Origin of the sequence: Photobacterium ganghwense, from assembly GCF_017329545.1 — a bacterium.
Lineage (GTDB): Bacteria > Pseudomonadota > Gammaproteobacteria > Enterobacterales > Vibrionaceae > Photobacterium > Photobacterium ganghwense.
This window is the reverse complement of sequence record NZ_CP071325.1, coordinates 1,074,950-1,093,697: the sequence shown is the minus strand read 5'-3', so window position 1 is coordinate 1,093,697 and position 18,748 is coordinate 1,074,950. Positions and strand designations below refer to the sequence as shown.

16 protein-coding genes and 1 riboswitch are annotated in these 18,748 nt (G+C 50.7%); of the genes, 11 read left to right on the top strand and 5 right to left on the bottom strand.

Translation table 11 applies throughout. From position 1 onward, the window contains the following. The first annotated feature begins 11 nt into the window (after window positions 1-11). The 8 genes from trpB (at window position 12) to FH974_RS05280 (ending at window position 8,087) form a co-directional block, all read left to right on the top strand. On the top strand, window positions 12-1,202 hold the full coding sequence (gene trpB / locus FH974_RS05315; protein WP_207103543.1) for a tryptophan synthase subunit beta: 1,191 nt from the start codon (window positions 12-14) through the stop codon (window positions 1,200-1,202). Beyond that, a complete protein-coding gene (gene trpA / locus FH974_RS05310) occupies window positions 1,202-2,008 on the top strand; it encodes a tryptophan synthase subunit alpha (protein WP_047883314.1) in 807 nt (268 codons plus the stop codon). Before trpB ends, trpA begins: the two co-directional genes overlap by 1 nt. Window positions 2,009-2,627: 619 nt before the next feature. Next, the gene (locus FH974_RS05305; protein ID WP_084712422.1) at window positions 2,628-3,899 is read left to right on the top strand and encodes a dicarboxylate/amino acid:cation symporter; all 1,272 of its coding nucleotides are present in this window, start codon (window positions 2,628-2,630) and stop codon (window positions 3,897-3,899) included. Window positions 3,900-4,021: 122 nt separating this feature from the next. Further along, the gene (locus FH974_RS05300) at window positions 4,022-4,561 is read left to right on the top strand and encodes a septation protein A (RefSeq protein ID WP_047883313.1); all 540 of its coding nucleotides are present in this window, start codon (window positions 4,022-4,024) and stop codon (window positions 4,559-4,561) included. 15 nt (window positions 4,562-4,576) lie between these two features. Beyond that, window positions 4,577-4,975, top strand: coding sequence for an acyl-CoA thioester hydrolase YciA (gene yciA / locus FH974_RS05295; protein ID WP_047883312.1), 399 nt, complete (start codon window positions 4,577-4,579; stop codon window positions 4,973-4,975). Between the two features lie 140 nt (window positions 4,976-5,115). Further along, window positions 5,116-5,415: a YciI family protein gene (locus FH974_RS05290; RefSeq protein WP_047883311.1), complete on the top strand. Its 300-nt coding sequence runs from the start codon at window positions 5,116-5,118 to the stop codon at window positions 5,413-5,415. A 24-nt stretch (window positions 5,416-5,439) separates the two neighbouring features. Next, window positions 5,440-5,844, top strand: a complete 405-nt coding sequence (locus FH974_RS05285) for a GspS/AspS pilotin family protein (protein ID WP_047883310.1) — start codon at window positions 5,440-5,442, stop codon at window positions 5,842-5,844. Window positions 5,845-6,494: 650 nt separating this feature from the next. Further along, window positions 6,495-8,087 carry an ArnT family glycosyltransferase gene (locus FH974_RS05280; protein WP_207103541.1) on the top strand — a complete coding sequence of 531 codons (1,593 nt, stop codon included), beginning with the start codon at window positions 6,495-6,497 and terminating at the stop codon, window positions 8,085-8,087. Between the two features lie 71 nt (window positions 8,088-8,158). Here FH974_RS05280 and FH974_RS05275 read toward each other — a convergent pair whose 3' ends face one another. The 3 genes from FH974_RS05275 to FH974_RS05265 all read right to left on the bottom strand — a co-directional run bounded on the left by FH974_RS05275 (window position 8,159) and on the right by FH974_RS05265 (window position 11,714). Continuing rightward, window positions 8,159-9,094 carry a class I SAM-dependent methyltransferase gene (locus tag FH974_RS05275; protein ID WP_207103540.1) on the bottom strand — a complete coding sequence of 312 codons (936 nt, stop codon included), beginning with the start codon at window positions 9,092-9,094 and terminating at the stop codon, window positions 8,159-8,161. A 502-nt stretch (window positions 9,095-9,596) separates the two neighbouring features. Continuing rightward, window positions 9,597-10,286: a TIGR01621 family pseudouridine synthase gene (locus FH974_RS05270; RefSeq protein WP_207103539.1), complete on the bottom strand. Its 690-nt coding sequence runs from the start codon at window positions 10,284-10,286 to the stop codon at window positions 9,597-9,599. Between the two features lie 90 nt (window positions 10,287-10,376). Then, window positions 10,377-11,714, bottom strand: a complete 1,338-nt coding sequence (locus FH974_RS05265) for a sodium-dependent transporter (protein ID WP_207103538.1) — start codon at window positions 11,712-11,714, stop codon at window positions 10,377-10,379. A gap of 369 nt (window positions 11,715-12,083) precedes the next feature. Here FH974_RS05265 and cls point away from each other — a divergent pair, with 369 nt between their 5' ends. The 3 genes from cls (at window position 12,084) to FH974_RS05250 (ending at window position 15,623) form a co-directional block, all read left to right on the top strand. Beyond that, the gene (cls, locus tag FH974_RS05260; protein WP_207103537.1) at window positions 12,084-13,541 is read left to right on the top strand and encodes a cardiolipin synthase; all 1,458 of its coding nucleotides are present in this window, start codon (window positions 12,084-12,086) and stop codon (window positions 13,539-13,541) included. Window positions 13,542-13,933: 392 nt separating this feature from the next. Beyond that, window positions 13,934-14,425 carry a putative pterin-binding protein gene (locus FH974_RS05255; protein WP_053061698.1) on the top strand — a complete coding sequence of 164 codons (492 nt, stop codon included), beginning with the start codon at window positions 13,934-13,936 and terminating at the stop codon, window positions 14,423-14,425. 25 nt (window positions 14,426-14,450) lie between these two features. Further along, window positions 14,451-15,623, top strand: a complete 1,173-nt coding sequence (locus FH974_RS05250; protein ID WP_047883304.1) for a GGDEF domain-containing protein — start codon at window positions 14,451-14,453, stop codon at window positions 15,621-15,623. A gap of 100 nt (window positions 15,624-15,723) precedes the next feature. Here FH974_RS05250 and yiaY read toward each other — a convergent pair whose 3' ends face one another. Then, on the bottom strand, window positions 15,724-16,872 hold the full coding sequence (gene yiaY, locus FH974_RS05245; RefSeq protein ID WP_207103536.1) for an L-threonine dehydrogenase: 1,149 nt from the start codon (window positions 16,870-16,872) through the stop codon (window positions 15,724-15,726). Between the two features lie 354 nt (window positions 16,873-17,226). After that, window positions 17,227-18,456, bottom strand: coding sequence for a lytic polysaccharide monooxygenase (locus FH974_RS05240; RefSeq protein ID WP_207103535.1), 1,230 nt, complete (start codon window positions 18,454-18,456; stop codon window positions 17,227-17,229). A 61-nt stretch (window positions 18,457-18,517) separates the two neighbouring features. Further along, a riboswitch (cyclic di-GMP riboswitch) is annotated at window positions 18,518-18,651 on the bottom strand. Window positions 18,652-18,748 lie beyond the last annotated feature (97 nt).

Below are 18,748 nucleotides of genomic sequence, written 5' to 3'. Positions count from 1 at the left end.
TAAGTACGATTATGAGCAAAATCAGCGCCTACTTTGGCGAATTTGGCGGGCAGTACGTACCGCAAATCCTCGTCCCGGCTTTGGACCAGCTGGAAGCCGCTTTTGTTGAAGCCCAGCAGGATCCGGCCTTCCAACAAGAATTTATGCACCTGCTGACCGAGTACGCAGGTCGCCCGACGGCCCTGACCCTGTGCCGTAACCTGACCAAGGGCACAAACACTAAACTGTACCTCAAGCGTGAAGACCTGCTGCACGGCGGCGCGCACAAAACCAATCAGGTGCTGGGTCAGGCACTGCTCGCCAAACGCATGGGCAAAACCGAAATTATCGCCGAAACCGGTGCCGGACAACACGGTGTGGCAACGGCCCTGGCCTGTGCCCTGCTCGGCCTGAAATGCCGCGTTTACATGGGTGCCAAAGACGTTGAACGCCAGAGTCCTAACGTATTTCGGATGAAACTGATGGGTGCAGAAGTGATTCCGGTTCATTCGGGCTCTGCCACCCTGAAAGATGCCTGCAACGAAGCGATGCGTGACTGGTCTGCCAGCTACGATACGGCGCATTACCTGCTGGGGACCGCTGCCGGGCCGCATCCGTTCCCGACCATTGTGCGTGAGTTCCAGCGGATTATCAGTGAAGAAACCAAAGCCCAGATTCTGGCGCGTGAAGGCCGTCTGCCGGATGCCGTCATCGCCTGTGTCGGTGGTGGTTCAAACGCGATCGGGATGTTTGCCGACTTCATTGAAGAAGAAAACGTGGGCCTGATCGGCGTTGAACCTGCCGGGAAAGGACTGGATACCAACATGCACGGTGCGCCGCTTAAGCACGGTAAACTCGGTATCTTCTTTGGTATGAAAGCCCCGTTGATGCAAGACGAGCACGGTCAGGTTGAAGAGTCTTACTCTGTCTCGGCCGGTCTCGACTTCCCGTCCGTCGGCCCTCAGCACGCTCACCTCAACGCCATTGGCCGTGCCGAATACGTGGCAATTACCGATGACGAGGCGCTGGATGCCTTCCAGTCCCTGGCGCGCAATGAAGGGATCATTCCGGCGCTGGAATCTGCGCATGCCCTGGCATACGCACTGAAACTGATAAAAGAAAACCCGGAAAAAGAACAGCTGCTGGTCGTTAACCTGTCAGGCCGCGGCGATAAGGATATTTTCACTGTTCACCACATTCTGGAAGAGAAGGGAGTGCTGTAATGGATCGTTATCAAACCCAATTTGCCCGTCTGGCGGCTAAACAGGAAGGCGCATTTGTTCCTTTCGTAACGATTGGCGATCCAAACCCGGAGCAGTCGCTGAACATCATCGAGACCCTGATAGCAGCCGGTGCTGACGCACTGGAGCTGGGTATCCCGTTTTCAGATCCGCTGGCCGATGGCCCGACGATTCAGGGCTCAACCATTCGGGCGCTGGAATCCGGTACCACCCCGACCGTCTGTTTTGAGCTGCTGAAAACCATTCGTGAGCGCCACCCGGACATTCCGGTTGGCCTGTTAATGTACGCCAACTTGGTATTTGCCAACGGAATTGAGCACTTCTATCAGCGCTGCGCAGATGCCGGGGTCGATTCGGTTCTGGTCGCTGATGTGCCGGTGAAAGAATCTGCCGAGTTTCGTGCTGCCGCTGAAAAGTACGGCATTCACCCGATTTTCATTGCCCCGCCAAATGCTAATGAAGATACGCTGAAAACTGTGGCTGAATATGGTGGCGGTTATACCTACCTGCTGTCCCGAGCCGGGGTGACCGGTGCTGAAACCAAAGCCGGTATGCCCATTGATAACCTGCTGGCCAGCCTGAAAGCACATGACGCCCCGCCGGCGCTGCTGGGTTTCGGAATTTCTGAACCAGCCCAGGTAAAAGACGCCATTCAGGCCGGTGCTGCTGGCGCCATTTCCGGCTCTGCCGTGGTGAAGATCATTGAGCGAAACCTGGCGGACAATGATGCCATGCTGTCGGAACTGCATCGCTTTGTCAGTGACATGAAAGCGGCGACCCGCGTCTAGTCGCCATATGTAGCAATAATGTGAAGCAAATAATGTGCAGCAAGAGTATGTAGTCGTAATAGGGTCAGTCTCGCATCATGCTTTGCATGGCCTCGGAGTGACCAGCGCACTTTATCGCATACCGCCGCACTTTATCGAAGACCGTATAGCTACTTGTTATAGCTACTTGTTGAAGCCGCCCCTGCTGGGCGGCTTCTTTATTTAGCCGGGTTGTAAATCGACAAGTTGCCGCCATTTCAGGGTTATACGGCTATGTATAAGACGTTTTCACATAGTCAATTAGAAGGAATGAGAGCAACCCACCACGAAAGCAGCAAAGCGCCAGCCAGACAGCGGAAAAGGCAATTTCGTGACACCCAACAAAAACTGAACAAAGATCAAAGAACTTCCCCTTATCTGCCCTTACAGTAGCCAACTTGTTAAGACAAAGGTCACGCTTCGCTACTAAGTGTTAGAAATGATAACCCAGGAATAAAACATTTAAATTTATTATTGATAAATATTATGTTTCGGTGTAAAAACACATCCGCAAAATATTGGGTTAACATTTAAAACAATTTCAAAACAAAATTCCAAACAGTAACGTGACCCTATAAAATTAAGCTAGCAGCAAACACAACTGAGGTATCTAAAGGTGTTAAAAGAAAAAGGACTGTTAGGCAATATCGGCGTCCAGGTCGTTATTGCCATGTGTGTGGGTACACTAGTCGGTGCAATGATGGGCCAGTCCGCCAGCATGTTTGCACCACTGGGCAGCATCTTTATCCATCTGATCAAAATGCTGGTCATTCCTCTGGTCGCAGTCGCGATCATCTCCGGTGCAGCCGGTCTTGGCGGCAGTCAGTCTGCCGGTAAAGTCGGTCTGACAACACTTGGCTTCTTCGGCCTGACCTCTGCGGTAGCCGTTGCCCTGGCACTGTTCATGGGGGAAGTCTTCAAACCGGGGATTGGTGTTGACCTCAGCGGTGTGGAAGGCATGTTCTCTAATGCCTATGCCGATAAAGGCGACCTGCCTTCGTTCTGGGCGACCCTTTTGGGGATGATCCCAACCAACGTTTTCCAGTCCCTGAATGAAGCCAACATTCTGCAGATTCTGGTGTTCTGCCTGTTCTTCGGTATTGCGGTATCGAAACTGGAAAAAGAGCGCCGTGAGCCACTTATCAACGGGGTCAATGCCATTGTGGATGCGATGGTATGGATGATCAACGTTGTCATGAAAGTTGCACCACTGGGCGTATTCGGTCTGATGGCCGATGCGGTCGGTACCTTCGGCTTTGGGGCGCTGATGGTCGTGTTTAAGCTGTTCGTGGTGTATGTGGGCGCGATTCTGATTTATGGCTTCCTCTTCTATCCGGCCATGATCAAGCTATTCAGCAAAACCTCGCCAATGAAGTTCCTGTCAGTAATGAAGAAACCTCAGGCCGTTGCCCTGTCTACCGCTTCTTCGATGGCGACCCTGCCAGTGACCATGGAAGCCTGTGAAGAAGAACTGGGTGTGAAAAACTCCACCGCTTCTTTCGTGCTGCCGCTGGGCGCAACCATCAATATGAGTGGTAATGCAATTTACTACGGTCTGGTGGCTATCTTCTTTGCCCAGATGTTCAACATCGACCTGGGCATGGGGGCATACATCGCCATTATTATCACCTCGACACTGGGTGCTGTTGGCCAGGCCGGCGTACCGGGCCCATCGTTCTTGGTTGTTGCGGTACTGCTGTCAGCCGGTATTCCGATTGAAGGCCTGCCACTGCTGTTCGCCCTAGACCGTATCTTCGATATGATTCGTACTGCGCTGAACATTACCGGTGACGCGGCATGTGCGGTCATCGTTGATAACATGATGAACGACGAAAGCGAACAAGCACCAGAGAACAAACCACAAAACGTGTGAGTTATCGGTTAGCGGTTCAAAACCGTTAAACGAATCAACAGGCGGCCGGGCACAACCCTGCCGCCTGTTTCTATACTGACTTAAGGTATACTATGGTTCTGCGTAATTAACTGGTTAACCTTATGAAGCAGCTACTCGATTTTATCCCACTGATTATTTTCTTCGTGTTATACAAGACCCACGATATTTATACCGCTACCGGCGCGCTGATTATTGCCACGGCGGTACAAGTTTCGCTGACTTGGTTTCTGTATAAGAAAGTCGAGAAAATGCAGCTTATCACCTTTGTAATGGTGACGATTTTTGGCGGATTGACCATTTTTCTCCATGACGCCGACTTTATTAAGTGGAAAGTCACTATTATTTACGGCCTGTTTGCCATTGGTCTGGCCATTAGCCAGTATATGGGTAAGCCACTGATAAAAAGTATGTTAGGCAAAGAAATTACGCTGCCGGACACCGTTTGGCGCCGTATCAATACTGCCTGGATGGTGTTTTTCATTGTATGTGCGGTCGTGAATGTCTATATTGCCTTCCGCCTGCCCTTAGATGTCTGGGTAAATTTTAAAGTGTTTGGGCTATTAATTCTGACCCTGCTCTTTACCCTTGCCACTGGCGGGTATATTTATCACCATATGCCAAAAGAAACCGATTCAAAGTAGTTATAGAGTCGCAACATGACAGCAGAAAACAACGTTCCTCGCGGGCAACTTTTGCTTCGCACCCTCGCAATGCCAGCTGACACTAACGCCAACGGCGATATTTTTGGTGGCTGGATCATGTCTCAACTTGACCTTGCTGGCGCCATTCTGGCGAAAGAAATTTCCGGCGGCCGGGTTGTGACCGTCTCGGTCGACAGCATCGCCTTTAAAGCCCCGGTCAGTGTCGGTGACGTGGTTTGCTGCTATGGCGAATGTAAGCGCATTGGTAACACATCCATGAGTGTTGCGCTGGAAGTATGGGTTAAACCGGTGGCTCATGACGGTATCGGGGATCGCTACCGCGTATGTGAAGCGACCTTTAACTATGTCGCGATTGACAGCAACGGCCGCCCTCGCCCGGTCAAAAAAGCCTGAGTTTCTGTCAGATGTCCGCAAAAAAGCCCTAAGCAGATGCTAGGGCTTTTTTTTTCCTTTAATATATCGAACATTAACACGCATTCAGCTTACACTGCCGTCCACCGATCTAGTGTGAGAGCAAACAAGGAGAGACACACATGTGGTACGTTATTTTTTCCCAGGACGTTGAAAACAGCCTAGAGCGCCGCCTGAGCGTCCGTGAAAAGCACCTTGCCCGCCTGAAAGATCTGCAAGAAGAAGGTCGTCTGCTGGTGGCAGGACCTATGCCTGCGATTGACAGTGACAATCCGGGCGAAGCTGGTTTTACCGGCTCCACTGTGATTGCGGAATTCCCGTCTCTGGAAGAGGCACAAGCGTGGGCTGACGCGGATCCGTATATCGAAGCCGGTGTCTATGAGAAAGTCATCGTGAAACCCTTCAAGAAGGTGTTGCCATAACACTTTAACGTGAGACTCAAAGTTATGCTGAAACGAACGCTCGCTGTCATGGCGGCGATGCTGCTGGCAGGTTGTGCATCGAATTCTAAAGATCAGGCGGTATTTGACCTGGCTAAGTCACGTGCGATGGCAATCAACAGTAAAGCGCCGTATGCCAAGATTGATCAGTACCAGATCATGAAAGCGCAGGCGCGCGAAAAGAACGTTGAGATCACCATCCTCTACGGGGGTGGCGGTAAAACCCCACCCACTATGGCAGCGCAAAACGCGGCCGCCAGTTACTGCAACAGCAGTGAACTGAGCCCTCTGGTGAGTGAAGGCGTCAGCTACACGATCGTGATTATGGACATGCGCGGCCGCCCTATGGTCACACAACCAATCACCGCGGCAATCTGTAATCAGCTTGCCCAAGGCGCAGCAAAGTCCTGATCACCAGATACCGGTCTTTCACCCGTTACCAAAACGCCAGCTGCTGCTGGCGTTATTTTTTGACTGAACAGCGCTTCTGTTAACGGCACTTCCAATGGCAAGCCCTAAAATAGAGCTGGCCCTAAAAAACCGGTTTCGAAGACTGTGCCGTAAATCAGCCTTTGTCTGCCCTTTACTCTTTCCTTTACCCAATCAATGACCAACCTGTCCAACCGTGCCTCAACCTTCGCAATTCATACTCATACTCATACTCATACTCATGCTAATACCGCATTCAAACCTTGTTTACCGTCAGAATGGCCCTGCGACGGTTTACGTATCAACACGTGAGTAAACAGATCAAACCAATTTTTTCGTAAGGCTTGTCCTGACAGAAAAAAACTCATCCATACTCATTGATGGCACTGCATAAAAACGTCCACCAGGTTCGAAGCGTTCATGCAATTGATGGAAATAAATCACATGTGCAGGGATAAACATAACTGATTGCAATGTAATACGCCGTCAGCGTGTGCACTTCCCCATGTACGTTGTCATCACATTTTAAACCGCAGTACGCATAATCCCGTAGTAATGCAACACGTTCATTCCCTGTAAATGGCCTTTTGACTGATAACTGATAACTGATAACTGATAAAAAGATGGGAAATATGACAGCCAGACAACAGCTTACTTATCCTTTCATAGCGTGTGCGATCACTCTGTTCTTTATTGCTATCAACTTCCTTTACCGGCCTATTTTGCCCATCGATGAAACGCGCTACGTCTCTGTTGCCTGGGAAATGTGGCTGAATAACACATGGCTGGTACCGCACGCCAACGGACTGCCCTATTCCCACAAGCCACCACTGCTGTTCTGGCTGTTCAGTTCGATGTGGACACTGTTTGGTACATCGGAATTCATTACTCGCCTTACCATTCCGCTGTTCGTTTTACTCAATCTTTTTCTGATCAGAAAACTGGCGCAGAAAATCTACCCCGACAACCCGCAGGCAGCCGCTCTGGCTCCGTTAGTACTCTGCAGCGGCTTAGGATGGTTTCTGTATTCAGGCATGATCATGTTCGATTTGCTGTTGACGGTTTTTGTACAGACCGCCATGTTGTCCGTGTGGAAGTATGCCGAGACCCGTCAGATGGTATGGATAATGTCTGGTGGCGTGGCAATAGGATTAGGGTTGCTGACAAAAGGGCCGGTCACCTTTATTTATCTGATTCCCTTCGTGGCACTGGTCAAATGGTGGAACCCTGACCCGCAGGCTAATCACACCGCCATCCTCAAGGCGAGTGTAGTCATGGCTGCCATTGGCATATTGATCATTCTCGCCTGGGCGATTCCGGCTGCGGTGGTCGGAGGCCAAGATTATGCCTATGCGATTTTTTGGGGACAATCCGCAGGACGGATTCATGAGTCGTTTGCTCATGCAAGACCTTTCTACTGGTACCTGTTGTTACTGCCTGTGCTCATTTTTCCCTGGCCGTTCTTAGTTGGGTTCTGGCGCAGTGGCCTCTGGAACAACAACCAGAACAGCGACAAATTCTGTCTGGCAATGTTCACAATTATCCTGGCCGTATTCAGCTGCTTCAGCGGTAAGCAGCTCCATTATCTGTTTCCCGCTTTTCCGGTGCTTGCTATCTGGGCAAGCAACAAACTCAGACCTGAAAAATTCAACCTTGAGCCTGTCGTCATTATCTTTCTGGCAGCCGCCACCATTGCGATATTCAGTGCCTCATTATGGGCACCACAGGTATTTCGCAATGCAGAGAGCGCGAATGTCATCCCTTGGTGGGGCGTGTTACCTTTAGTGCTGACTGCACTGGTCATGAAGCCTAACGTCCTGACCTCCTCCCGACTGGCATTACATATCATTGCGGTGCTACTGAGCTTATCGGCGCTGCTCGCCAGCATTTCCCCGATGATCAATGAAATTTATAACGTTACGCCGATCGCTCAGCAGATCAACGCTCTGCAACGGCAAGGGAACAAAGTCGCTTACGTCGGAAAATACCAAAATACTTTTGGCTATGCCGGTAAATTAACCGCACCTATCGAACAAGCCCCAAACAATCCCAACGCGCTGCAAAACTATCTGCAAGAAACGCAGGGGTATACCGTCCTGATTCAAAAAAAGCCGGATATAGCACAAAACATCAATGCCATCTTAGCGACCCCATACCGAGGGGGATGGCTGTATATTGTTGACAACCAAAGATACGCGGCTCAAATGGAACTGGCTTCAGAGTAAACACCAAGACTTTAAACAAAAAAGCGCTATCGAACGATAGCGCTTTAACAGGGTACAGCGAGAACGAAGAACTAATAAGTGAATCTCATCACTTTCAACCCTTTTTCAGGATCAATGTCCTCAAATTCAGGTGGATTCTCTAATCGCCCAATAAATTGTAATTCAGGGGCTTCGGCGGCCATGCCATCAATTAAAAACTGCGTGGAGATGGCCGGTGAGTTAACACATGCCAGAACCTCACCACTTGCTGATAACAAGCTAGGCAGGCGACGAAGAATCTTCTGATAATCCTGAGTCATGACAAAACTATTTTTTTGGAAACTTGGCGGATCGATAATAATCAGATCATACGGGCCCAGTTTCTTCAACTTACCCCAGGATTTAAACAGATCATGCCCCAAAAACTTCACTTTCGATAAATCATGCTGATTCAATCTATGATTATCACGCCCGCGACTCAGTGACGCTTTGGCCATATCCAGGTTTACCACCTGCGTGGCGCCCCCTTCAATTGCTGCGACGGAGAAACCACATGTGTAAGCGAATAAGTTGAGAACAGATTTACCCTGACTGTTTTCCTGCACCCACTTACGGCCATAGCGCATATCCAGAAAAAGCCCCATATTCTGGTTTTTCTTAAGCTCTAGTTGGTATTTCAGGCCATTTTCGACCCCAACAGGGTAGACATTCTCTTCGCCCCACAACACCTGCGTCGGCGCCAGTTCTTGATAGCGGTGTTGTATCAGAATCGCGTAGCCCTCGGCCTTGCTCCAGACGTCTCTGGTTGTTAACGCCAGCAATTCCGACTCAAGAGCCTGAATAAAATCATCGTCCTGCTGCTTGAATACGGCGACAACCAACTGGCCTTGCAGCCAATCAACCGTAATCTGCTCCAGCCCATCCACTGTTTGACCACGCCCGTGGAACAGACGGCGCAATTCTTTCGGTGGCTCACTGAGTAAATTCTCAATTCGGTCAACTAATTCTTTCAGGGCTTCAATTTTCATTCTTTATTCAGCTTTACAAGGGAAAACAGGCCAGAGCACGAATGTCCTCAATGACGTTCTGCGCAGGATCAAACAACAGCCGCTAGTTTACCCGCAAACGGCAGGCAGCAATAGCGCGCTGAGGGGACATTCCCGTCATGCGACCAGTTTGAGTTGTTCGAGTTCAGGTATACGGTGGCTGGCAAGGTGGACATATTCAGCCTGGAGACGGACTTGCCGGGAACGGCGGGCGCGTTGCTTGAGCAGCTTATGGTGTCGTCTTGACTGCGCCAGCCCCCAAAATCGAGATTGGGACTTTTTCTTTTTCAGTCGCATTCTCAGCGACACAGAGCGGGATAGGCGCATAATTTCCTCGGTCTAGGGTAATTCCTAGACCGGTAGGATAAAGGATTTTGCTTTATTCGGCTATCACAGCGCCCATGCCGCAAGCTCATATGCAGGAAAAACCATCAAAATATGGCATTATGGTGCCTTTTGTCGCAAACCCTACATTTTATTAACATTATGCCTTTTTACCCGGCAATACCGGCCAATCCAGAGTCCAGGGCTGCTGCCAGTCTGCCAGCGCCTGTTGTGTTTCCGGTAAAGCCCACAATTCGCCCTGCTCAGGCAGACAGACAAACTGCCTCATCGTCCCCTGGTATGGAAAACACAAAGCATAAGCATGAAGGTAGCCACGATCTGCCGCTTCTGAACCGTAGATATCATCGCCAGTGATCCCAGAGCCAACGCTGCGCAGTGCAACACGAATCTGATGGGTTTTTCCCGTATGCGGTTTACACAGGAACAAGCGCCGCCCCTGCCCGGCCGCTGTCGAAAAGAACTGGGTAATGGCCGGATTGTCACGCGTGGTTTCCAGCTTCCAGCTGCTTCGCCGTGAGCGGGTCATGTCGCCAATCACTACCCCCTGCTTTTTTTTCGGCTTCTTACTGCCAATTGCCAGGTAATATTTTTCGACATTCCGGTTGGCAAAATTTGCCGATAACAGAGCCGCCGCCTCCCGGTTTCTCCCCAGCAGCAACAGACCCGAGGTCATTTTGTCCAACCGGTGGATCAGGTACAGCTTTTCATCACCAGTCTGACGGGCAATTTCCGCCAGCAAAGGCTGATCATTATCATCTTTATGCACGCTGACGCCGGGGTGTTTATTAATAACCAGAAAGTCCGGATGCTGGTAAAGCAGGGTAAACATAGGAAAACTCATTTCTGTCAAAAACGGTTGCAGTCAAAACCGGGCGCAGTATAAACAACCATGACGATGAGACCAAGCCGGACGCAGGATTCAGGCAAAGAACACGTACAACATCAGTAACGGGCAAACCACACGCACATACACCGGCCAGATTTTCCAAAACCACCCGGCGGCAATCGCCGGGTTGCCTTTCTGCAGCTCCTCCAGCACCTGATCGCGATGCCAAATCCAGCCGACCAGCAACGCAAAGATCAGCCCCAGTATCGGCTGGGCGTATTCGGTGGATGCCACAATCACCCAGTCAAACAGAGGATCGAAATAGAAAATAATGACGGCAGACAATGCACTGATCATCCCGCCAATTGTCCACGCGGCATAGTTTCGGGGCTGGGACAATTCTTCTACCGCAGCGGCCACCGGCACTTCCAGCAATGAAATCGACGATGTCAGCGCGGCGATGACCATCAGGGCAAAGAAAATCGAGGCGACCAGGTATCCCGGTGCGCCCATGGTATCGAACATCGCTGGCAGCACATCAAACACCAGCGTGCCGGAGCTGGCCAGTTGCCCGTCATCATTATAAATCGTCACGCCATGATTCTGCGCCACAAACATCGCCGGCAGGATAAGCAGGCCGGCAATAAACGCAATCGCAGTATCAATCAGAGCCACTTCCGCTGCCGTCCGCGGCAGGTTAGCGTCTTTTTTAAGGTACGAGCCGTACACCATCATGGTGCAGACTCCCAACGACAACGAGAAAAATGCCTGTCCCATGGCACTGTGAATCAGGGCCGGGTGAATCTGGCTGAAATCCGGAATCAGAAATAATTTCAGACCGTCAACCGCGCCATCCTGAGTGAAGATATATCCAATCAGTACCACAAACAGCAGCACCAGAATCGGCATCAGCCGGGTTGACCAGCGCTCAATGCCTTCCGCTACCCCGCTTTTCACCACATGGATAGTTGCCCACATAAACAGCAGCATCAAAAACAGATTGCGGCCGATAGAAAATGTCTCCAGCCACTGTGATACCCCGGTCAGCCCGATGGCTTCAAGGATCGGACTGAGGAAATAACCCACCAGCCAGCCTGCCAGAATAGCGTAAAAGCTCAGAATGCAGGATGCCGCCGTAAGTCCGACCAATGCGAGCAATGTGCCCAGCCAGCGGCTGCCGGATGGCAGAATCGACCGTAACGACTGCACCGGATTCGCCTGACCGTAACGGCCGATAGTCAGCTCCGCCACCAGCAATGGGTAAGCCAGGCCGATCACCATCAGGGTGTAGACGACAATGAAAACGCCGCCGCCGTTGTTTGCCGCCTGTGTCGGAAATCCCCAGATGTTTCCCAGTCCGACCGCTGAACCAGCGGCGGCCAGAATGAAGCCAAAACGTGAACTGAACTGCGCCCGGGATGCACTCGCCATACCACTACTCTTTTTGAAAATACCGATGTGCCATGAACCTGTAGCAAAAAGTCATTGTCGCGAGTAGCCGGTACGGATGGGATGACTTCACGCCCGGTTCATACAATCGCTTAATATCAATGTAATCAAGATTGAGCAGGAAACCAGCTTGCCTTTAAGACAGCATCGCAATTCGATCCCGCACACGCCGATCCCTTCCCCCATTCATTCAGATAATGCGGCAAAAACAGAGAGCGATCGCTCCGAATCTCGTCTTGCGAAAATTCGTGAATTTGCTGCGATAAAAGTCACATATTGTAAATTTCGCTGGTATTCCCCCAGTTTCAATGCACAATAAAGACACATGTTCTGTTGCTATCAACCCACTGAATGGAAAAGTTTTATCAAGTCTTGGCCTGGGCCAGCTTGTTCATATACTGGCTGAGTATTGCCGCCGTCACCTTGCGCATCGTCTTTAAGCGCAGGGTAGTCGGTGTCTCCCTGGCATGGTTACTTATCATCTATATCATTCCGATCGGCGGTATCATGGCCTATCTCCTGTTAGGCGAGCTAAATCTGGGCAGAAAACGGGCTGAACGCGCCCGTGACATGTTTGATCCCTTTGCTGAATGGTTCCAGCGTCTCAACGACTGTCCCGGCCACCAGCCTCACCTGATGAGCGAGCATGCCCGCCCGCTGAACGACCTGTGCGAAAACCGGCTGGGCATTCCGGCATTGAGTGGCAACAGCCTGTCGCTGCAGGACTCTCCTCAAGCAATTCTCCGCTCGCTGATTGACGATATCCATCAGGCGAAGTCTTCGATCCATATGGAGTTTTATATCTGGCATCCGGGCGGGCTGGCCGATGAGATTGCCACAGCGTTAATCATGGCTGCCAAGCGGGGAGTTGAGATTCGCATCCTGCTCGATTCAGCCGGTAGTATGCGCTTTTTCCGCTCGCACTGGCCGCGGCTAATGCGTCATGCCGGTATACAGCTGGTAGAAGCACTGGCGGTATCACCGTTGCGGGTTTTCCTGCGCCGCATGGATTTGCGCCAGCACCGGAAAATTGTGGTGATCGATAGCCGCATTGGTTTTACCGGCTCGATGAACCTAGTCGATCCCGCTTATTTCAAGACGAATGCTGGTGTCGGCCAGTGGATTGATGTGATGGTCAGAATGACCGGTCCGTCAGTCACGGTACTGAACACCATTCAGGCCTGGGACTGGGAAGTTGAAACCGGCGAACGCTACCTGCCTCGCCTGCCGGAGTGTCATGTGCCTTCCGTGTCCGATGATGCGGACACGGTACAGGTGATCCCATCCGGACCGGGGATGCCGGATGAAATCATCCATCAGGTGCTGCTGCTGAGTATCTATCAAGCCAAAGAAAGCGTGGTAATCACCACTCCGTATTTTGTACCGAGTGAGAACCTGCTCCATGCCATGAAAGCTGCCGCGCAGCGCGGTGTCGCGGTGGATCTGGTGATTCCGGATAAGAACGACTCACTGATGGTGGAATGGGCCAGCCGCTCTTTCTTCTCGGAACTGCTGAATGCGGGGGTGCGCATTCACCGTTTCCATGGTGGCCTGCTGCATACCAAGTCGGTTGTGATCGACCGTAATCACTGCCTGATTGGCACGGTGAACCTGGATATGCGCAGCCTGTGGCTGAACTTTGAGGTCACGCTGGCGGTAGACAATGCTGAGTTCACCCAGCAACTCAATTGGGTACAGCAGGAATACATCAAGCAGTCGACGCGGGTCAGGCCGGAAGAATGGGAAAAACGCCCGATCATCAACAAACTGGTTGAGCAGTTTTTCTACATGTTCAGTCCGCTGCTATAACATCCTTCAGTCGGCAACCCGGTTTGCCGGCTGAACGGCCGAATGACCATGCTGGCGTGCCGTAAGGGATAACGGCTTTCTTGACTCAGCGATGCGCAGTTTGAGATCTGTCATACGCTTCCCCTTCCACTTGCCAGCCTCAGCCCGGTAACCTGTGACGAGCGCCAAATAAATGACTCCCTCCAAACGTAACCCACCTCAAACTTTTCCAATTTAATATGGCTTTCGCCTTAATTTTATTCGTCATGCATTCAATTAATAGATTGATTTTAAATAAATAAAATAAAAACCAGCCTGATTTACTGATAACAACTTTATTATTTAGGGTTGTCCTTATTTCGTCTGCAGCAACTACACTATATTGCAGGCAACATGATTCAGGAGTTCAACGAATGCCTCAGCAGGATGCTAAACTTTTCTGGCTTATCGTCATGATCGGCATGTTGCTTTCGTTTCCGGCGAAAGCCTTTACACCAACGCTGCACCTTATCGGGTATAACGCTGAAGGAAAAAGCGTGGATATCCAACTTGAACGCGATCGGCTTGAAAGCCTGCCACAAAGTGAACTCACGACACATCTACCCTGGTTTGAAGGCCCGTCCACCTTCACCGGAGTGCGGCTGAAAACACTGCTGGAGCATTTTTCTCTGGTTCACCCCCGCATCAAGTTATCGGCCCTGAACAACTACGCCACCGATATGACGCTGGACTACATCAAGCAATACGATCCGCTGATTGCTCTTAAGCAAAACGGGCATTACCTTAAAGTCAGAGATTACGGCCCATACTGGATTGTGATATCCATTGATGAGCACCCTGAAACCGCAGAGATGAAACATTTGGCAAAGATGGTTTGGCAACTTAGCCGTATTGAAACCTATTAATTAAGCAGTAGCAGTACTTTTGCCTATGAGACAAAATAAAACAAGAAAGGCTCTTATCATCATTACTCCGCTGCTGGTGCTCAGCATTTTAGTGGCAGTAAGTGCACTCAAGCGCCATTCAGATATCATTTCCAGCAGTCAGCACGAGGCTAACTGGTATATTCTCCAGCTCACCAAAGAGTATGCAGAGTTCAATTATCAGTTGCGCAGTTATCAGGGAAACCTGAGTGATTACAATGATATGATGCTGCAATATGAGATTCTCTGGAGTCGTTTCAAAACCATTCTCAGCAACTCAGCCATCATTCACCTTCACCTCTATGAAGGGGCGCTGGAACAGATACAACAGCACTTTGACCTGATTAAAGCCTTCGAGCCCAGGCTGGTCAGTCTGGCTCATGATCCCGATCCCCAGATCATTCACGAACTCGTCGACACCTCCCGCAACCAGTACGAGAACCTGGTGCTGTTTGTGAATAATAAATTCCGCCTGACCAGCGGCGATTTGAAACGCCGGGTTGAGGCCACCGAAAAAATTGAAATCATTATTCACTTCATGCTGGTCGTGACCCTTATTTTGGGCGGCGCCTTGTTTTATACCCTGGTCAGTGAATCCCGCCTGATGCGGCGGCTGGCAATGTATGACTCATTAACCGGCGTTCATAACCGGCTGTGGTTGAATCAAAAACTGGATCAACTGACAGAAAACAATGAGCCGTTTCGTTTTTATCTGATTGATCTGGACGGGTTTAAACAAATCAATGACACCCTCGGCCATCAGGCCGGAGATGAACTGCTGGTTGAAGTCGCCAAGCGCCTGTCCTGCCTTAACGCCGCTCACTACCGGGTTGCCAGAATGGGAGGTGATGAGTTTGCCATCATTGAAAAATTGCAGGCCGATCCCGTGTCGTCTCTGGACGATGTCCTGATGGATGCATTCAAAGCCCCTGCTTACTATGCCAAAGAGTTCCATGCCATATCCGCCAGTATTGGTGCCAGTGAATTCCCGAAACACGCCAAAACCGTTTCGCATCTGTTGCAACAGGCTGACTTTGCAATGTATGAAGTGAAGCAACAAGGGAAAAACGGCATGATTCACTATTCAACCCGCCAGGCGGAAGCAGCAGAAAACTCCCCAATGAAAACGCAGACCCTCGCTCAGGAGCTGATCCCTCCGGCAAACCTGCCCGCCAAATAACCCAACAGCTTACTGATACAACCACTGACGAGCACAAAAAAAGCGGCCAATGGCCGCTTTTTTGCATTTTGAAGTGATATCACTCTGCTTCGATTCTGATTCAGAACGCGGCAGCGAAGATGCCAGAAATCTCTTCGTGTGTCGCTTGTTTCGGGTTGGTGAAACCACAAGCATCTTTCAGGGCATTATCAGCCAGCACAGGAATGTCTTCTTTCTTCGCGCCCAGCTGTTCCAGACCAGCAGGAATACCTACATCGCGAGACAGTGCCTGAATAGCTTCAATCGCAGCCGCTGCGCCTTGCTCAGCAGACAGACCCTCAACGTTAACACCCATGGCTTTTGCCACATCTGTCAGACGCTCAGGACACACCTGCGCGTTATAGCGCTGAACGTGTGGTAGCAATACGGCATTACATACACCGTGAGGCAGGTCGTAGAAACCACCCAGTTGGTGCGCCATTGCATGAACGTAACCCAGAGAAGCATTGTTGAACGCCATACCAGCCATGAACTGGGCATACGCCATTTGTTCACGCGCTTCCAGATTCTGGCCATCTTTCACTGCAGTACGCAGGTTGGCCTGAATCAGTTCAATGGCTTTAATCGCAACAGCATCAGTGATTGGCGTTGCAGCTGTCGACACGTACGCTTCGATGGCGTGCGTCAGCGCATCCATACCCGTTGCCGCCGTCAGTGAAGCCGGTTTCGCCAGCATCAGCTCAGGATCGTTCACCGACATCAGCGGCGTGGTGTGCTTGTCAACGATCGCCATCTTGATGTGGCGCGCTTCATCAGTGATGATACAAAAACGCGTCATTTCCGATGCAGTACCCGCCGTGGTGTTAATGGCAACTAGCGGCAACTGTGGTTTGGCCGAACGGTCAACACCTTCGTAGTCAGCAATTTTGCCGCCATTCGCTGCAACCAGCGCAATCCCTTTCGCACAATCGTGCGGTGAACCGCCACCCAGTGAAATAACAAAGTCACAGCCGCCTGCTTTCAACAGCTCAAGGCCTGCTTCAACGTTGTTAATGGTTGGGTTTGGTTGTGTCCCATCAAAAACAACAGACTCAACATTTCGCTCTGCCAGCAGGTCAGCAACTTGCTTAACCATGCCAATTTGGCTGAGAATTTTGTCAGTGACGATCAATGCTTTTTTAAAGCCATGACCTTTAATTGCATCCGCCGCTTCAGTCAGGCAGCCAGCGCCCATGAGGTTTACTGTAGGAATAAAGAACGCAGTGCTCATTTATAATTCTCCATAATTATCAAATACTCATTACTTTAGCTTACCAACGGCCAAGAGACTGATTGGCTTTGATCAAGCTACCTGTAATCAGTCTTGTGTAACTCCAGCGGGGTAGAAGCTACCACCAAATTAATGTGCAACAAATTGATCTTGAGCAAGGTATTCAAGTTGCCGAGATATGCAACCAAATTAATTTGAAGCAGATCACTAAACCCGTTTAAAACAGGATTCATTGTTTTTTACTGTAAACACTGACTTTCCTGTCATTGACGTTTCATACTGATTTTCGTGAACTTTCAGGTATAAAAAAGCGCCGGACTGTGCCAGCGCTTTTCTCTGAATTTCCGCGGTTGATTACAGTTTCAACCAGGCATCCTGCCAGTTCGAACCATAACCCGGCTCATAATGTGAGGCCGAATTGATGTTACACCATCCGCCTTCCGGAAATGGCCGACATTGGTATGTGCTGCCGTCCCGGCTCAGCACCACGGTTTTACCCGGCTCGTAACTGCCAATATTGTCGGGGTAAACAAAATCGTATTCGCCAGGTTCACTTGGCTCAACAGGATCCGGCGGGATCACTTCACCGTCGCGAATATCCAGGGCATAACGGTAATCACGGTTGGTCACATACACCTGATTGCCGTACAGATCGGATTGATCAAACCAGATCTCTCCAGTTGATTGCAGCATCCCCAACTGCGTGATTGCGTGGTACTGCTCATTGACCTTTAGTGCCAGTTCATACGACCACAAATGGACGCTCTGATTGGCAGCCGTTACAGGAAGCGTAACTTCAACCACCTCCTGCCCTGAACCATCAAAAATACGGAACAGCACCTGATCACCAACCTGGGCCTCCAGCCCCTGCGGGATCAACGCGCCCAGAGGCTGCCATTCAACTGCCGGTGCTTCACCGTCGAAACGGATATCACTGCAGTTGTAGAATCCCTCCCCGGCGGCATCATCCCGCTGCCAGCGTGTCAGCAGAGTCGCATCTCCAGAACGGCCTGCTGGCAGTGTCACGTTCATCACATAGTAATCCTGACCGTCTATCTGGGTTTTCGCGATATTGCCGTGTTTGGCAATCAGCTCGACATCGTCCCACCCCAAGCGGCTGTGCGCCGCATTGTAAGACGGTTTCGACAGGTAAATTTCCCAGAAACTCGGGTTGTGTGGTGCCGTAGCACGAAACTTGAGCTGAAACGTCTCACCGGATTGCATCGCAGTCCGCTGCCATTGGCCTGAGGCAACCCCCATGCCGCTCTTTTTGGGATCCGAGCCATAACAGAGCTGCCCGTCAGCAACCACAGCCTTCACGGCATTCAAGTCGGTGTAGCCCGCCACATTGGCAGAGAACTCATGATTCTGAACAAATGGATAGGCGCCGGATTCCTGAAAAACGGCCCGACATGCCTGGTTCGGAATGCCAGAGCCGTCTGTCGGCCAGTAATACCCGCCATCTTCTACGCAAAACATTTGCCGGGCTTTGGGAAAATCGGTGTAGCCGTGCGCACTGACCTGTAACGGAATCAAGGCCATCACCGTAGCGGCGCTCAATGATAAGGAAAAACGTTTTTTCATGATGTGCTTCCAGTTAATTCGTTGGGAAGCCAGCTATGTGAAGAAAGCCGTGCTTTCTTAATCAGGTAGCCCCGCTGCCATAAAGCACAGCGACAAGTAACCACGCCGGATAGCGTATGAACGGTCGTGCAATCTGCGCTTGTTAGGCCGGTGGCTTTGCGTCGAACCCTTTCAGATTCTTTGCCTTTAGCTGACCGCACTAGTTATAGTGATTTTGCCTGTCAGAACAATTCCCTACGACAACTCTGGAAGGGTGATCCCGTTCTCTTTATCAAGGGCATTTCGTCCTTAT

Coding starts and splice junctions, on each gene's coding strand:
- trpA (WP_047883314.1), top strand. CDS start 1,202: ATGGATCGTTATCAAACCCAATTTGCCCGTCTGGCGGCTAAACAGGAA.
- FH974_RS05265 (WP_207103538.1), bottom strand. CDS start 11,714: ATGGCGAGTGCATCCCGGGCGCAGTTCAGTTCACGTTTTGGCTTCATT.
- cls (WP_207103537.1), top strand. CDS start 12,084: ATGGAAAAGTTTTATCAAGTCTTGGCCTGGGCCAGCTTGTTCATATAC.
- FH974_RS05255 (WP_053061698.1), top strand. CDS start 13,934: ATGCCTCAGCAGGATGCTAAACTTTTCTGGCTTATCGTCATGATCGGC.
- FH974_RS05280 (WP_207103541.1), top strand. CDS start 6,495: ATGACAGCCAGACAACAGCTTACTTATCCTTTCATAGCGTGTGCGATC.
- FH974_RS05240 (WP_207103535.1), bottom strand. CDS start 18,456: ATGAAAAAACGTTTTTCCTTATCATTGAGCGCCGCTACGGTGATGGCC.
- yciA (WP_047883312.1), top strand. CDS start 4,577: ATGACAGCAGAAAACAACGTTCCTCGCGGGCAACTTTTGCTTCGCACC.
- FH974_RS05270 (WP_207103539.1), bottom strand. CDS start 10,286: ATGTTTACCCTGCTTTACCAGCATCCGGACTTTCTGGTTATTAATAAA.
- FH974_RS05300 (WP_047883313.1), top strand. CDS start 4,022: ATGAAGCAGCTACTCGATTTTATCCCACTGATTATTTTCTTCGTGTTA.
- FH974_RS05290 (WP_047883311.1), top strand. CDS start 5,116: ATGTGGTACGTTATTTTTTCCCAGGACGTTGAAAACAGCCTAGAGCGC.
- FH974_RS05250 (WP_047883304.1), top strand. CDS start 14,451: ATGAGACAAAATAAAACAAGAAAGGCTCTTATCATCATTACTCCGCTG.
- trpB (WP_207103543.1), top strand. CDS start 12: ATGAGCAAAATCAGCGCCTACTTTGGCGAATTTGGCGGGCAGTACGTA.
- yiaY (WP_207103536.1), bottom strand. CDS start 16,872: ATGAGCACTGCGTTCTTTATTCCTACAGTAAACCTCATGGGCGCTGGC.
- FH974_RS05285 (WP_047883310.1), top strand. CDS start 5,440: ATGCTGAAACGAACGCTCGCTGTCATGGCGGCGATGCTGCTGGCAGGT.
- FH974_RS05275 (WP_207103540.1), bottom strand. CDS start 9,094: ATGAAAATTGAAGCCCTGAAAGAATTAGTTGACCGAATTGAGAATTTA.